General features: G+C 68.2%; 14 protein-coding genes. 5 read left to right on the top strand and 9 right to left on the bottom strand.

Annotated elements, in window-relative coordinates; all coding sequences use genetic code 11:
• Nucleotides 1-39: 39 nt before the first annotated feature.
• Nucleotides 40-636 carry a mycofactocin system transcriptional regulator gene (gene mftR, locus BRW65_RS28835; RefSeq protein ID WP_073880581.1) on the top strand — a complete coding sequence of 199 codons (597 nt, stop codon included), beginning with the start codon at nt 40-42 and terminating at the stop codon, nt 634-636.
• The gene (locus tag BRW65_RS28840; RefSeq protein WP_073880583.1) at nt 633-1,679 is read left to right on the top strand and encodes a DUF2332 domain-containing protein; all 1,047 of its coding nucleotides are present in this window, start codon (nt 633-635) and stop codon (nt 1,677-1,679) included. Before mftR ends, BRW65_RS28840 begins: the two co-directional genes overlap by 4 nt.
• A gap of 3 nt (nt 1,680-1,682) precedes the next feature.
• Here the strand turns inward: BRW65_RS28840 and BRW65_RS28845 are convergent, their stop codons facing one another.
• The 9 genes from BRW65_RS28845 to BRW65_RS28885 form a co-directional block, all read right to left on the bottom strand.
• On the bottom strand, nt 1,683-2,861 hold the full coding sequence (locus tag BRW65_RS28845; RefSeq protein ID WP_073880585.1) for an NAD(P)/FAD-dependent oxidoreductase: 1,179 nt from the start codon (nt 2,859-2,861) through the stop codon (nt 1,683-1,685).
• Nucleotides 2,862-2,886: 25 nt separating this feature from the next.
• Complete coding sequence (locus tag BRW65_RS28850) at nt 2,887-3,705, bottom strand: mycofactocin-coupled SDR family oxidoreductase (protein ID WP_073880587.1); 819 nt, start codon at nt 3,703-3,705, stop codon at nt 2,887-2,889.
• A 49-nt stretch (nt 3,706-3,754) separates the two neighbouring features.
• Complete coding sequence (locus BRW65_RS28855; RefSeq protein WP_073880589.1) at nt 3,755-4,591, bottom strand: SHOCT domain-containing protein; 837 nt, start codon at nt 4,589-4,591, stop codon at nt 3,755-3,757.
• Between the two features lie 90 nt (nt 4,592-4,681).
• Nucleotides 4,682-5,440, bottom strand: coding sequence for a PE family protein (locus BRW65_RS32735; RefSeq protein ID WP_084188060.1), 759 nt, complete (start codon nt 5,438-5,440; stop codon nt 4,682-4,684).
• Between the two features lie 132 nt (nt 5,441-5,572).
• Nucleotides 5,573-6,763, bottom strand: coding sequence for an elongation factor Tu (gene tuf, locus BRW65_RS28865; protein ID WP_007167815.1), 1,191 nt, complete (start codon nt 6,761-6,763; stop codon nt 5,573-5,575).
• A gap of 110 nt (nt 6,764-6,873) precedes the next feature.
• The gene (fusA, locus tag BRW65_RS28870) at nt 6,874-8,979 is read right to left on the bottom strand and encodes an elongation factor G (RefSeq protein WP_073880591.1); all 2,106 of its coding nucleotides are present in this window, start codon (nt 8,977-8,979) and stop codon (nt 6,874-6,876) included.
• 83 nt (nt 8,980-9,062) lie between these two features.
• Nucleotides 9,063-9,533: a 30S ribosomal protein S7 gene (rpsG, locus tag BRW65_RS28875; protein ID WP_066999224.1), complete on the bottom strand. Its 471-nt coding sequence runs from the start codon at nt 9,531-9,533 to the stop codon at nt 9,063-9,065.
• Complete coding sequence (gene rpsL, locus BRW65_RS28880; RefSeq protein ID WP_007167812.1) at nt 9,533-9,907, bottom strand: 30S ribosomal protein S12; 375 nt, start codon at nt 9,905-9,907, stop codon at nt 9,533-9,535. Before rpsL ends, rpsG begins: the two co-directional genes overlap by 1 nt.
• A gap of 246 nt (nt 9,908-10,153) precedes the next feature.
• A complete protein-coding gene (locus BRW65_RS28885; RefSeq protein WP_073880593.1) occupies nt 10,154-10,798 on the bottom strand; it encodes a TetR/AcrR family transcriptional regulator in 645 nt (214 codons plus the stop codon).
• Between the two features lie 134 nt (nt 10,799-10,932).
• Between BRW65_RS28885 and BRW65_RS28890 the strand changes: the two genes are divergently transcribed.
• The 3 genes from BRW65_RS28890 to BRW65_RS28900 all read left to right on the top strand — a co-directional run.
• Nucleotides 10,933-11,301: a DUF3060 domain-containing protein gene (locus BRW65_RS28890; RefSeq protein ID WP_073880595.1), complete on the top strand. Its 369-nt coding sequence runs from the start codon at nt 10,933-10,935 to the stop codon at nt 11,299-11,301.
• 44 nt (nt 11,302-11,345) lie between these two features.
• Complete coding sequence (locus BRW65_RS28895) at nt 11,346-11,834, top strand: DUF3060 domain-containing protein (RefSeq protein ID WP_432206467.1); 489 nt, start codon at nt 11,346-11,348, stop codon at nt 11,832-11,834.
• Nucleotides 11,835-12,004: 170 nt separating this feature from the next.
• A partial coding sequence (locus BRW65_RS28900) for a DUF732 domain-containing protein (RefSeq protein ID WP_139273304.1) occupies nt 12,005-12,611 on the top strand: 607 nt, incomplete at its 3' end.

Here is a 12,611-nt window from a genome sequence, read left to right on the forward strand (position 1 = left end):
GAATATGGCATCGAGTGCCGAAATGGAAGGGCGGGTCTCATGGTGCCGCAGCCGCGGGTGGGCCGTCGCCGCTCGACCACACCGCACCACATCACCGCCGTCGCCATCGAGCTGTTCAGCGCCCGCGGGTTCGCCGACGTCAGCGTCGACGACGTCGCCCAGGCCGCCGGCATCTCCCGGCGAACGCTGTTCCGCTACTACGCCTCCAAGAACGCCATCCCCTGGGGCGACTTCGACGCCCACCTCGCGCGCCTGCGCGATCTGCTCGACAACGTCGATCCATACATACCGCTGGGGCAGGCGCTGCGCGATGCGCTGTTGGCGTTCAACACCTTTGACGAGTCCGAGACGGCGCGACACCGCCAGCGGATGCGGGTGATCCTGCAGACCGCCGAGCTGCAGGCCTACTCGATGACGATGTACGCGGGCTGGCGCGAGGTGATCGCCGGATTCGTCGCCCGCCGATCGGACCTCAAGACGACGGACCTGCTGCCCCAGACCGCCGCCTGGACGATGCTCGGGGTGGCGCTGGCCGCCTACGAGCACTGGCTCGGCGACGAGTCCGTCCCGCTGCCGGCCGCGCTGGGCAACGCGTTCGACGTCGTCGGCGCCGGGCTGGACGGCCTGGATCGGTGACCGCCGACCACCTACTGCACACGCTGCGCGCGCAAGGCAGGTTCTGCGCCCGCTCCGGGTCCCCGATGTACGGCGAGCTTTTCGAGCTGGTTGCCCGCGACGTCGAGTCGGGCGGCGTGTTCGCGACGATCCTGTCCGGGCACGAGGAGGACCCCGCCCGCCTTGCGGTGCCGCTGCGTCTGCTCGGCGGGTTGCACCGGTTGGTGCTCGACGGCCGGGCGCGGCTACTGCGCCGGTGGTACCCCAGCACCGGGGGCAACTGGGACGCCGAGGCGGCCTGGCCGGAAATCGAGGGCGTCGCGGCCGAGCACGCCGACGCGCTGCGCGCCGCCCTGCGCCAACCGCCGCAGACCAACGAGGTCGGCCGATCCGCCGCGCTGATCGGTGGCTTGCTGCGCGCAAACAGTGAATCCGATTTGCCCATCAGGCTTTTCGAGATCGGCTCCAGCGCGGGGCTCAACCTGCGCGCCGACCACTACCGCTACCGGTTCGCCGACGGCCAGTGGGGTCCGGGCGACTCGCCCGTGACCATCGAGGACGCGTGGCGCGGCACGCTGCCGCCCGGCGGCGGGGTGCGGATCGTCGAGCGCCACGGCTTCGACATCGCGCCCATCGATGTCACCGCGACCGACGGGGAACTCACCGTGTTGAGCTACGTGTGGCCCGACCAGACCGCCCGGCTCGAGCGGCTGCGGGGCGCCGTCGAGGTCGCCCGCCGGGTGCCGGCCCGGCTGCAGCGCCTGTCGGCGGCCGACGCGGTCGCCGGCCTGACGCTGGCCGCGGGCGCGCTGACGGTGCTGTGGCACTCGATCACGTGGCAATACCTGACCCAGGAGGAGCGGGACACTGTCCGCACCAGGGTCCGCGCGCTGGGCGAGCGGGCCGACGAACGGTCGCCGCTCGTGCACCTCACGCTGGAGCCGGCGCGCGACGCGCCCGACGCGCCGATCCGGTTCCTGGTGCGGGCGCGGCACTGGCCGGGCGGCGAACTCGAGATTCTCGGCGAATGCCATCCACACGGCCCGCCGGTGCACTGGCGCTAGGGCTCAGCCCAGCACGTCCGAAATGGGCGCGCCGGCGGCGATCTTCGCGCGCACCTTCATGACCTTGCCGGGCATCCCGCCGCCGACCACGCCCACGAGCACCCCGTCGCGCTCGTAGTACGCCAGGAACCTGCGGCCGTCGTCCTCCACGAGGTGGACGGTGTCGGTGGCTTCGGGTTCGCCGAGGCACTGGATCTTGACGTCGTACTGGTCGCTCCAGAAGTACGGGACGACGACGGCCGACGACGACACGTCCTGCCCCAGCATCGCGGGCACCACAACGCGGGTCTGGTCGGCGACGTTACTCCAATGTTCCACGCGCGCTTGGTGTCCCGTGGCATCGCGCCAGGAGGCGACATCGCCGAGCGCCCACACGTTCGGCGCGCTGGTCCGCCCGGCCTCGTCGCAGAGGACGCCGTTGTCGACCGCGACGCCGCTGCCCTCGAGCCAACCGGTCGCGGGGTGCGACCCGATGCCGATGACCACCAGGTCGGCCGCCAGCTCGGTGCCGTCCGTCAGCACCACGGCGTCCACCCGCCCGTCGCCGCGCACCTCGGCCACCCCGGCGCCGAGGCGGACGTCGACCCCCTCCTCGCGGTGCAGGCGCGCGACCAGTTCGCCGATCCGCTCGCCGAGCACCGACGCCAACGGCGTCGGCTGCGGCTCGACCAACACGACGTCCACGCCGAGGCTGCGCAGGCTTGCCGCCACCTCGCAGCCGATGAAACCGGCGCCGATGACGACGGCGCGCTGCGCGGAGGACGCGTGCTCACGCAGCGCCATGCTCTCGTCGAACGTGCGCAGGACCCGGATGCCCTCGAGGTCCGGCAGCGCCGGGATGCGCCGCGGCACCAAACCGGTCGCGATGACGAGTTCGTCGTAGCCGATCACCGAGCCATCGGCCAGCGTCACCGTCTGCGCGTCGGTGTCCAGGCCGGTGGCCGCCGCGCCCAGCCGCAAGGTGATGTCGTTCTCGTCGTACCACTGACGGGGCTTGAGGGCGACGTCGTCGACCTCCTTGCGCAGCACCTCTTTTGACAGCGGCGGGCGATCGTAGGGCAAATGCACCTCGTCGCTGACGATCGTGACGCTGCCGGCGTAACCCGCTCGGCGAAGCTGCTCGGCGGTCCGGGCGCCGGCCAGACCGCCACCGACGATCACTATTCCTTTGCTAGCCGTCACGTGGAGTTCATACCACGACCACCGATCAGTACTTCAACGCGCCCTTGTCGACGGGGACCTGCGTGCCCGTCACCGTGGCCGACCCGTCCCCAGCTAGCCACGCCACGACGTCGGCCACTTCGTCGGGTGACATGAACCCGTTGGGCTGCAACGGCATCGGGGGGAAGCTGTGCACGAAGCTGGGGTGCCGGGCAAATATCTCCATCATGGCCTCCGGCTCGATCATCGGGGTGTCGATGGAGTACGGATGGATGGAGTTGACCCGGATGTTGTATTCGCCGAGCTCGATGGCCAGCGTGTTGGTCAACGCGGTGAGCCCGTGCTTGCTAGCCGAGTAGTGGCCGTTGCCCGGTGTGGCTTTCAGCCCCGCCGACGAGCTGACCACGATGATCGAGCCCCCGTTGCCCGCCTCGATCATCGCGGGCACGGTGGCGCGCAGGGTGCGCCAGGTACCGGTCAGGTTGACCCCGATCACGGTGTCCCACTGCTCGTCGGTGAGCTCCCAGAGCCGGCCCCAGCTCAAGACACCGGCGTTGGCCACCACGATGTCGAGCCGGCCGAATTGCTCGACGCCGTCGGCCACCAGTTGGCGCAGCGCGCCGTCGTCGCGGACGTCGGCCTCGCGGGCCAAGACCTTGCGGCCCTCAGCCTCCACCAGCCGGACGGTCTCGCTGAGGTCCTCCGGCGTGGCCGGCGTGTAGGTGATGCTCTCCGACGCGGGCGCGCAGATGTCGAGCGCGATGATGTCGGCGCCTTCGCGGGCGAGCCGCACCGCGTGCGAGCGGCCCTGGGCGCGGGCGGCGCCGGTGATGAATGCCACCCGGCCTTGCAGTGAATCAGCCACGAGGCAAGGCTAGCAGCGAAACTGGAACCTGTTCTAACTCGCCCGCCGGTCAGATTTCGGCGATGATCTGGGCCCGCCGGCTGTCGTATTCCTGGTCGGTGAGCGCGCCGCTGGCGCGCAGGGTCTCGAGCTCCTGGAGCCGCTGAGCGATCGACGGTTGCGGCGGCGTCGCCGCCGGTGTCGGCCCCCCGGCGGTGGCCGGCTGGGGCTGGGCCGCCGGCGCCTGTTGTTCGGCCGCACGGCGCACCACCGCCTGGACCTGTTGGCGCAGCGCCGGGTTCGACCGGATGTCGACCATCCGGTTCAGCGGAACGTTGTTGGCCTTGAGGATCTGCAGGATCTCCATCAGCGGGCCGGCCTGGCCGCTCAGGTCGTAGGTCGTGTTGTCTTCGGCCACGGTGAACTGCGCGGGGACCAGGCCGTTGACCAAAGCGCTTCGCTCCCAGTCGATCCGGTACTCGTTGGTGGTGGGGTTGACCAGCACCACCAGCTTGCGGGCGGACAGGTTGCCGAGCCGGGTCACGCTGGCGATCACCCGGTCTTCGCTGTCGAACGGCAGAAAGCCGGGCCCCGCGATGTGCAGGTGCACCTTCACCACCTGCTGGTTGTTGATCCAGGTGCCCGTCTCGGTGACCCCGGTGATCTGGGCCAGTGCCAGCACGCCGGTCTGCTCGAGTTCCGCGTTCTTCGCCGACGACTTCGCGCCGTAGTTGGCCAACGCGAGCGCGATCAGCACGTCGGCGACCGTGACGACCAGGCCGGCGTAGAACATCCACTGCAGCAGGCTGCCGAGCCCGAGGGTGAAGTAGACGACCAGGAAAATCGGCCCCACCAGGCCGCCACACAGCAAAACCACCAACTGTGCCTTGAGATAGCGCGCCAACACGAGTGTCTCCTTACCCTGGCTGGGGATTTTCGTGCCAGGTTAGCTCCCGCGCTGGCGCCGCGCGCGCCATACGCGCAAACCGGGCGGGCGTCAGTCGATCTTGGGGATCACCGTCGGTGCCGGGCGCTCCGAAGACCCCGCGGTCGGCGCTGCGGCGGGCGAGTGGGCCGACACCATTTTCACCGGCGTGCCGGTCGACACCGGCATCGCCGGGGCCGCCGCGGCCTGCGGCGTCTCGACCTGCGCCGGCGCGGTCGCGAGCGGGTTCAGCGGTGCCGGTGCCGTCGTCGGAGCGGACTGCGTGGCGGCGGCCGGGGTGTAGGCGGGCGTCACCATCCGCACCGGCGTCGCCGATGTGGTGCCCGGGGCCACCGCCGCCGGTCCCGCCGCTGCCGCGGCCGCCGTCTGGCCGGCCTGCGCCTGCGCGCCCGCGAGCGCGGAAGCGGGCCCGATCGCCGACGCCACTGGCCCCGCCGGCACGCCCGGCGCCGACCCACCCGCGGCCGACACCGCGGGCAGCTGCGCCGCCATCGACGCGGGCGCCGCCGCGCTGTGCAGGGGCGAGGCATTGGCCGCTTCCGCGGCGAGATACTGCGCCGCGCCGCCGTTCATCAGCTGGACGAACTGTTGGTGGAACGCCGCCGCCTGCGCGCTGAGCGCCTGGTACACCTGGGAGTGCGCGCCGAACAGGGTGGCGATGCTGGCGGACACCTCGTCGGCACCCGGCGCCAGCACGTTCGACGTCGGGCCCAGCGCCATCGAGTTGGCCGACGTGATCGTCCAGCCGATCCTGGCAAGGTCCGACGCCGCCGCGGCGACGTACTCAGGCGTCGTGAATACGAAGGACATCTAACCTCCCGGCCGTCTTCCCCCGACTCCCTTATCACGGAATCGTAGCGGAGCCACCCGCGTCGGTCCCGGTAAAACGCATAAAGCCCGGATTGCCGAAGGCGGCAATCCGGGCTCTATGGCGAACTGGCCCTACTTGATGATCTTGACGACCCGGCCGGCGCCCACGGTGCGGCCACCCTCGCGGATCGCGAACCGCAGACCCTCGTCCATGGCGACGGGCTGGATCAGCTTGACCGAGATGTTGGTGTTGTCACCGGGCATCACCATCTCGGTGCCCTCCGGCAGCGTCACCACACCGGTCACGTCGGTGGTGCGGAAGTAGAACTGCGGACGGTAGTTGTTGAAGAACGGCGTGTGCCGGCCGCCCTCGTCCTTGGACAGGATGTAGACCTGGCCCTCGAACTCGGTGTGCGGCGTGGTGGTGCCGGGCTTCGTGACGACCTGACCGCGCTCGACGTCCTCGCGCTTGATTCCGCGGAGCAGCAGACCGACGTTGTCACCGGCCTGGCCCTGGTCGAGCAGCTTGCGGAACATCTCCACACCGGTGACCGTGGTCTTGGTGCTGGCGGGGCGGATGCCGACGATCTCGACTTCCTCGTTCACGTTGATCACGCCGCGCTCGACACGACCGGTGACCACCGTGCCACGACCGGTGATCGTGAAGACGTCCTCCACCGGCATCAGGAACGGCTTGTCGGTCTCGCGGACCGGGTCCGGGATGGACTCGTCGACGGCCTCCATCAGCTGCTCGACGGACTCGACCCACTTGGCGTCACCCTCGAGCGCCTTGAGCGCCGAGACCCGCACGACGGGGGCGTCCTCGTCAAACTCCTGGGCGGCCAGCAGCTCGCGGACCTCCATCTCGACGAGCTCGAGGAGCTCCTCGTCGTCGACCATGTCGGCCTTGTTCAGGGCGACCAGGATGTAGGGCACGCCGACCTGACGCGCCAGCAGCACGTGCTCGCGGGTCTGCGGCATCGGGCCGTCGGTCGCGGCGACCACCAGGATCGCGCCGTCCATCTGGGCGGCGCCGGTGATCATGTTCTTGATGTAGTCGGCGTGACCCGGGGCGTCGACGTGCGCGTAGTGGCGCTTGTCGGTCTGGTACTCCACGTGGGAGATGTTGATGGTGATACCGCGCTGACGCTCCTCGGGCGCGTTGTCAATCTGGTCGAACGCGCGGGACTCGTTCAGGTCCGGGTACTTGTCGTGCAGAACCTTGGTGATAGCCGCGGTCAGCGTCGTCTTGCCGTGGTCAACGTGACCGATGGTCCCAATGTTGACGTGCGGCTTCGTCCGCTCGAACTTCGCCTTCGCCACTTCGTTGTCCTCCTGGACTTGTTGGTGCTCGTTAAAGCAGTGTTGGTGTTTTCAGTTGTGCCGCGCACAGGGCGATCCAGTGACCCGGCAAGGTTACTCCGAGGGCTTTCCTACTGACCCGTCGCCTTCGCGATGATCTCCTTCGACACGTTGGCCGGCACTTCGGCGTACGAGTCGAACACCATGGAGTAGTTCGCCCGGCCTTGGGTCTTGGACCTCAGGTCGCCGACGTAGCCGAACATCTCCGACAGCGGCACGTGCGCCCTGACGACGCGTGCACCGCTCCGCTCCTCCATGGCCTGGATCTGGCCACGGCGGGAGTTCAGGTCGCCGATCACGTCGCCCATGTAGTCCTCGGGCGTGGTGACCTCGACGGCCATGATCGGTTCCAGGATCACCGGTTGTGCTTGCTGCGCAGCCTTTTTCAGGACCTGCGAGCCGGCGATCTTGAACGCCATCTCAGACGAGTCGACCTCGTGGAAGGCGCCGTCGAGCAGGGTGACCTTGAGGTTCACCAGCGGGTAGCCGGCCAGCACGCCGTACTGCATGGCGTCCTGCGCCCCGGCGTCCACCGACGGGATGTACTCCCGGGGGATGCGGCCACCGGTGACCTTGTTCTCGAACTCGTAGGTCGCACCGTCCTCGCCGGTGAACGGCTCGAGGTTGATGATCACCTTCGCGAACTGGCCCGAGCCACCCGTCTGCTTCTTGTGGGTGAACTCGACGTTGTTCGCGGCGCGCTTGATGGTCTCCTTGTAGGCCACCTGCGGCTTACCGACGTTCGCCTCGACCTTGAACTCGCGGCGCATGCGGTCGACCAGGATGTCCAGGTGCAGCTCGCCCATCCCGCCGATGACGGTCTGGCCGGTCTCCTGGTCCAGGTGCACCTTGAACGTCGGGTCTTCCTCGGCGAGCTTCTGGATCGACAGCGACAGCTTCTCCTGGTCGCTCTTCGTCTTGGGCTCGATGGCCACCTCGATGACCGGGTCCGGGAAGGTCATCGACTCGAGGACGACCTGGTCGTTCGGGTCGCACAGGGTGTCGCCCGTGGTGGTGTCCTTCAGGCCGATCACCGCGTAGATGTGACCCGCCGACGCGGTCTCCACCGGGTTCTCCTTGTTGGAGTGCATCTGGAACAGCTTGCCCAGCCGCTCCTTCTTGCCCTTGGTGGCGTTGATGACCTGGCTGCCGGAGTCGACCTTGCCCGAGTAGACCCGGACGTAGGTCAGCTTGCCGAAGAACGGGTGCGTCGCCACCTTGAACGCCAACGCGGCGAACGGCTCGTCGGTCGACGGCTTGCGGATGACCTCGACGTCCTCCTTGCCCGGCGCGTGGCCGACGGCCGGCGGCACGTCCAGCGGCGAGGGCAGGTAGTCGATGACCGCGTCCAGCATCGGCTGGACACCCTTGTTCTTGAAGGCGCTGCCGCACAGCACCGGGTACGCCTCCGAGCTGATGGTCAGCTTGCGGATCGCGCCCTTGATCTCCTCGACGGTGAGCTCCTCACCGCCCAGGTACTTGTCCAGCAGCGCCTCGTCGGTCTCGGCGACGGCCTCGAGCAGCTTGGTGCGGTACTCGTCGGCCTTCTCCTGCAGGTCGGCCGGGATGTCGACGACGTCGTACTTCTCGCCGAGCTTGGCCTCGGCGCTCCACACCTTGGCCTTCATCTCGACCAGGTCGACGACGCCCTCGAAGTCACCCTCGGAGCCGACGGGCAGCTGGATCGGGATGACGTTGGCGCCGAGGCGCTCCTCCATGGTGCGCACGGAGAAGTAGAAGTCGGCGCCGATCTTGTCCATCTTGTTGACGAAGCAGATCCGCGGGACGTCGTACTTGTCGGCCTGTCGCCACACCTGCTCGGACTGCGGCTCGACACCCTCCTTGCCGTCGAAGACGGCGACGGCACCGTCGAGCACGCGCAGGCTGCGCTCCACCTCGACGGTGAAGTCGACGTGCCCGGGGGTGTCGATGATGTTGATCTGGTTGTCGTTCCAAAAGCAGGTAGTGGCCGCGGAGGTGATGGTGATCCCCCGCTCCTGCTCCTGCTCCATCCAGTCCATGGTGGCGGCGCCGTCATGCACCTCACCGATCTTGTAGCTGATACCGGTGTAGTAGAGGATGCGCTCGGTCGTCGTCGTCTTGCCGGCGTCGATGTGCGCCATGATGCCGATGTTGCGGACCTTGGTCAGGTCGGTCAGCACGTCCTTCTGTGCCACAGAAGTCTTCCCACTCTTTCGATTGCTTGGTTCGCTGTCTTGTTTGCGCCCGGCCACTTCGCCCGTTGGAGCCGGCCCGGCCCCTACCAGCGATAGTGCGCGAAGGCGCGGTTGGCCTCGGCCATCTTGTGGGTGTCCTCGCGTCGCTTGACGGCGGCACCCAGGCCGTTGCTGGCGTCCAGGATCTCGTTCGCCAGCCGCTCGACCATGGTCTTCTCGCGACGCTGCTTGGAGAAGCTGACCAGCCAGCGCAAGGCCAGCGTCACCGAGCGGTCCGGTCGCACCTCGACCGGAACCTGATACGTCGCACCACCCACGCGGCGGCTCCGCACCTCTAGGGAAGGCTTGACGTTGTCCATTGCGCGTTTGAGAGTGATCACCGGGTCGGTGCCGGTCTTCTCACGAGCTTGTTCGAGCGCACCATAAACAATGCGTTCGGCAAGCGATTTCTTCCCGTCCAGCAGGACTTTGTTGACCAGCTGCGTGACGAGCTGCGAACCGTAGACCGGGTCGTTGACCAGCGGACGCTTTGGCGCGGGCCCCTTGCGCGGCATTAGCTCTTCTCCTTCTTGGCGCCGTAACGGCTGCGGGCCTGCTTGCGGTTCTTGACGCCCTGGGTGTCGAGCGAACCGCGGATGATCTTGTAGCGCACGCCGGGCAGGTCCTTCACTCGGCCACCACGCACCAGCACCATCGAGTGCTCCTGCAGGTTGTGGCCCTCGCCCGGAATGTAGGCGGTGACCTCGACCTGGCTCGTCAGCTTGACGCGCGCTACCTTACGAAGCGCCGAGTTCGGCTTCTTCGGGGTGGTGGTGTACACGCGAGTGCATACGCCACGGCGCTGCGGGCTGCCCTTCAGGGCCGCGGTCTTGACCTTGGCGATCTTGTCGCGGCGACCCTTGCGGACCAGCTGCTGAATGGTTGGCATCTAGGAGGCTTTCTGTGTTCGTGTCGGGTGTCTGTCGGCGGTTTTCAAGTCTTCGTACTGCAGTTATGTCCGGTCGCACTACCCCGCGGCCGGGTGTGTCGCACGCGTTGCGCACCGGAGAAGGATCCGATGCATCGTGGACATGCGAATTCGCCCGGCATCCACTTCCTTACGGTTAGGCGCCGTAAGCCGCCAGGCACGAGCCTCCACAATACCCGCCGCCGGTCTTGCAGGTCAAAGCGGCCGTCAACCGTTGGCGCCGCCGTGGGTGACGCGCCGCTCCAGACCCGCGGCAAGGCGCAGCACCATGTCCGAAAACAGCGCGTCGGTGTCGATGTCGTCCATCACACCGGTCATCTCCAGCAGCACGAAGCCGTGCAGCGCGGACCAGAACTCCAGGGCCGCATAGAAGGCCTCGTCGCCGTCGAGGCCGTAGGAGGACAGCACCGCGATCACCGGCGCAGCCGCGCCCCGGGTGGCCGCGGTGTACTCCGGGTCGTCACCCCCCAGCGGCATCCGGGTGAACGCCGAGTACCGGCCGGGGTGGTGATGGGCGTAGCTGCGGTAGGCGCCGGCCATGACCAGCACCGCGTCGTCGCGGGCGCGGCCCTCGCCGACCCTGTTGAGCATCGTGATGATGTCGTCGATGACGCGGATGCGCACCGCGCGGCGCAGGTCCTCCAGGCTGTCCACGTGGTTGTACAGCGACGGCCCCTTGGTGCCGAGCTGCGTTGCCAGCGCGTTGATCGTGAGGGCGTCCCAGCCCTCCCGGTCCAGGAAGGTCAGCGCGCCGTCGATGATGCCCTCGCGGCTCAGCTTGGCCGGGCGAGAGCCGGCCCTCCCCGCGCGCGGGCGCCCGGCCGCCGTCGGCGTTTCGGGCTGAGCTGCCATGGCGGGCCCTTCGCTTGGGATCATCAAAATGCTTAACTAATGACTCTAGTTGACGCCGGCCGCGAAACTATTTCAGCCATGGCCGGATGGACGTAATGTCAGTCGCAGATCACCCGTCACCAAGGGGGCCCGCAGTGCACTGGACGACCGTCGCCGGGTCGCTGGCCACCTGTGTCATCACCGTCGCCGCGGCCCCGGTCCCCGCGGCGCACGCCAAGAACGGCGACACCCACATCACCGGGCAGGGCATCCAGCAGACACTGGACTGCAACGACGCCACGTTGTTCGTCAACGGCTCCTTCAACAACATCACCGCCCTGGGCAACTGCTATGCGGTGACGGTGATGGGCTCGTCCAACACCGTCGTCGCCGATTCGGTCTCGCACGACATCACGGTCTACGGCTACGACCAGACGGTGTTCTTCCACAACGGTGCGCCGGTCCTCTGGGACCGCGGCCGAGAACTGGGCATGACCAACCGGCTCCAGCAGGTGCCCGATTAGGTCCGACACCACATCACCATCCAATCGAGGGGAATCGAGGAACATTGTCCGCCCGCATCTTTGACCGCCCCTCGGGGCTGATCGCGTTCACCGTGGCCCCGGCCGTCGCGGCCGTGTTATTGGCCGGCTGCAGTTCGACGGCCAACCCGCCCGGGGGTTCCAGCACGACGACCAAGAGCAGCCCGACTACGACGACAAGCGCCGGGGCGGCCACCACGACGCAGTCGGGCGGGGCCAGCACCACCGCCTCGGTCGAGATCGGCAACACGCTCAACTACGGATCGATGGGCACCACCGCGACGCTCGACTGCGCCAGCGGCAAGTCGCTGAACGTGGGCGGTTCGGACAACACTCTCACCATCACCGGCTCCTGCACGACGGTGACCGTAGGCGGCGCGAAGAACAAGATCACCCTGGACAAGGTCGACACCCGGATCAGCGTGATCGGGTTCGACAACACCATTACCTACAAGGACGGCGAGCCCAAGGTCGACAACCTCGGTTCGGGCAACACGATCTCCAAGGGCGGCTGACCGGCAATCCGCCGCCGGCGGGGGTTTCGACCGCGAGAGCGTTGCCATTGCGCCGCAACCGTTTCCACCCCCCTTGCGCGGCCGCCCGGTGTTTGACGTCGCACGCGCCGCCGAGGTGCCGCGAGCGGGACCGGAGGCATATGATGGTGCCGGCAGAACGGAACCCAGCCATGTTCACCAGCACCACCAGCCGCGCCGGCGCACTGGTCGCGGCCATCGTGGTGCTGATCGGCGTCGTGTTACTCCCCCACGGCGCCGCGGCGGCCGACCCCAACCCGGACGACCAGTTCGTGGCGCTGCTCGACCAGAAGGGCATCCCCGCCCTAGAGAACGTGCCTAGCCTCATCGCCACGGCCCATCGAGTCTGTCGCCAACTCGACGGCGGAATGCCGGTGGACGGCGTGGTCAACGACATGAGGGAACGGGCGTTCAAAGCCAACTCGCCGGACGGCCAATACCCGGCCGACCGCGTCGCGCGCACCATCGCCCGGTTCATCTCCGCCGCGGTCGAGGCCTACTGCCCGAACAATCAATCGAAGATCGCTTCCCTGCAAGCCATGGCGAATCCCTTCCCGGGGTCGTTGCACGTGATCGGCGCCGCGTCGCGGGCGCCGACGGGCGGTGTGTGTCTGGCGGGCTGCGGCGCGTTGCCCCTGGGGGAAACCGTCCCGCCGGAGCCGCCGCAACTGCCGCCGCCACCGCCGCCCACCGCCCAGAACTTGGCCCCGCCCCGGCCGGTCGTGACGCCGTCTCCGCCGCAACAACCGCCGCCCCCGC

It is taken from the genome of Mycobacterium paraffinicum, assembly GCF_001907675.1.
GTDB lineage: Bacteria > Actinomycetota > Actinomycetes > Mycobacteriales > Mycobacteriaceae > Mycobacterium > Mycobacterium paraffinicum_A.

Coding starts and splice junctions, on each gene's coding strand:
- mftR (WP_073880581.1), top strand. CDS start 40: ATGGTGCCGCAGCCGCGGGTGGGCCGTCGCCGCTCGACCACACCGCAC.
- BRW65_RS28885 (WP_073880593.1), bottom strand. CDS start 10,798: ATGGCAGCTCAGCCCGAAACGCCGACGGCGGCCGGGCGCCCGCGCGCG.
- BRW65_RS32735 (WP_084188060.1), bottom strand. CDS start 5,440: ATGTCCTTCGTATTCACGACGCCTGAGTACGTCGCCGCGGCGGCGTCG.
- rpsG (WP_066999224.1), bottom strand. CDS start 9,533: ATGCCGCGCAAGGGGCCCGCGCCAAAGCGTCCGCTGGTCAACGACCCG.
- rpsL (WP_007167812.1), bottom strand. CDS start 9,907: ATGCCAACCATTCAGCAGCTGGTCCGCAAGGGTCGCCGCGACAAGATC.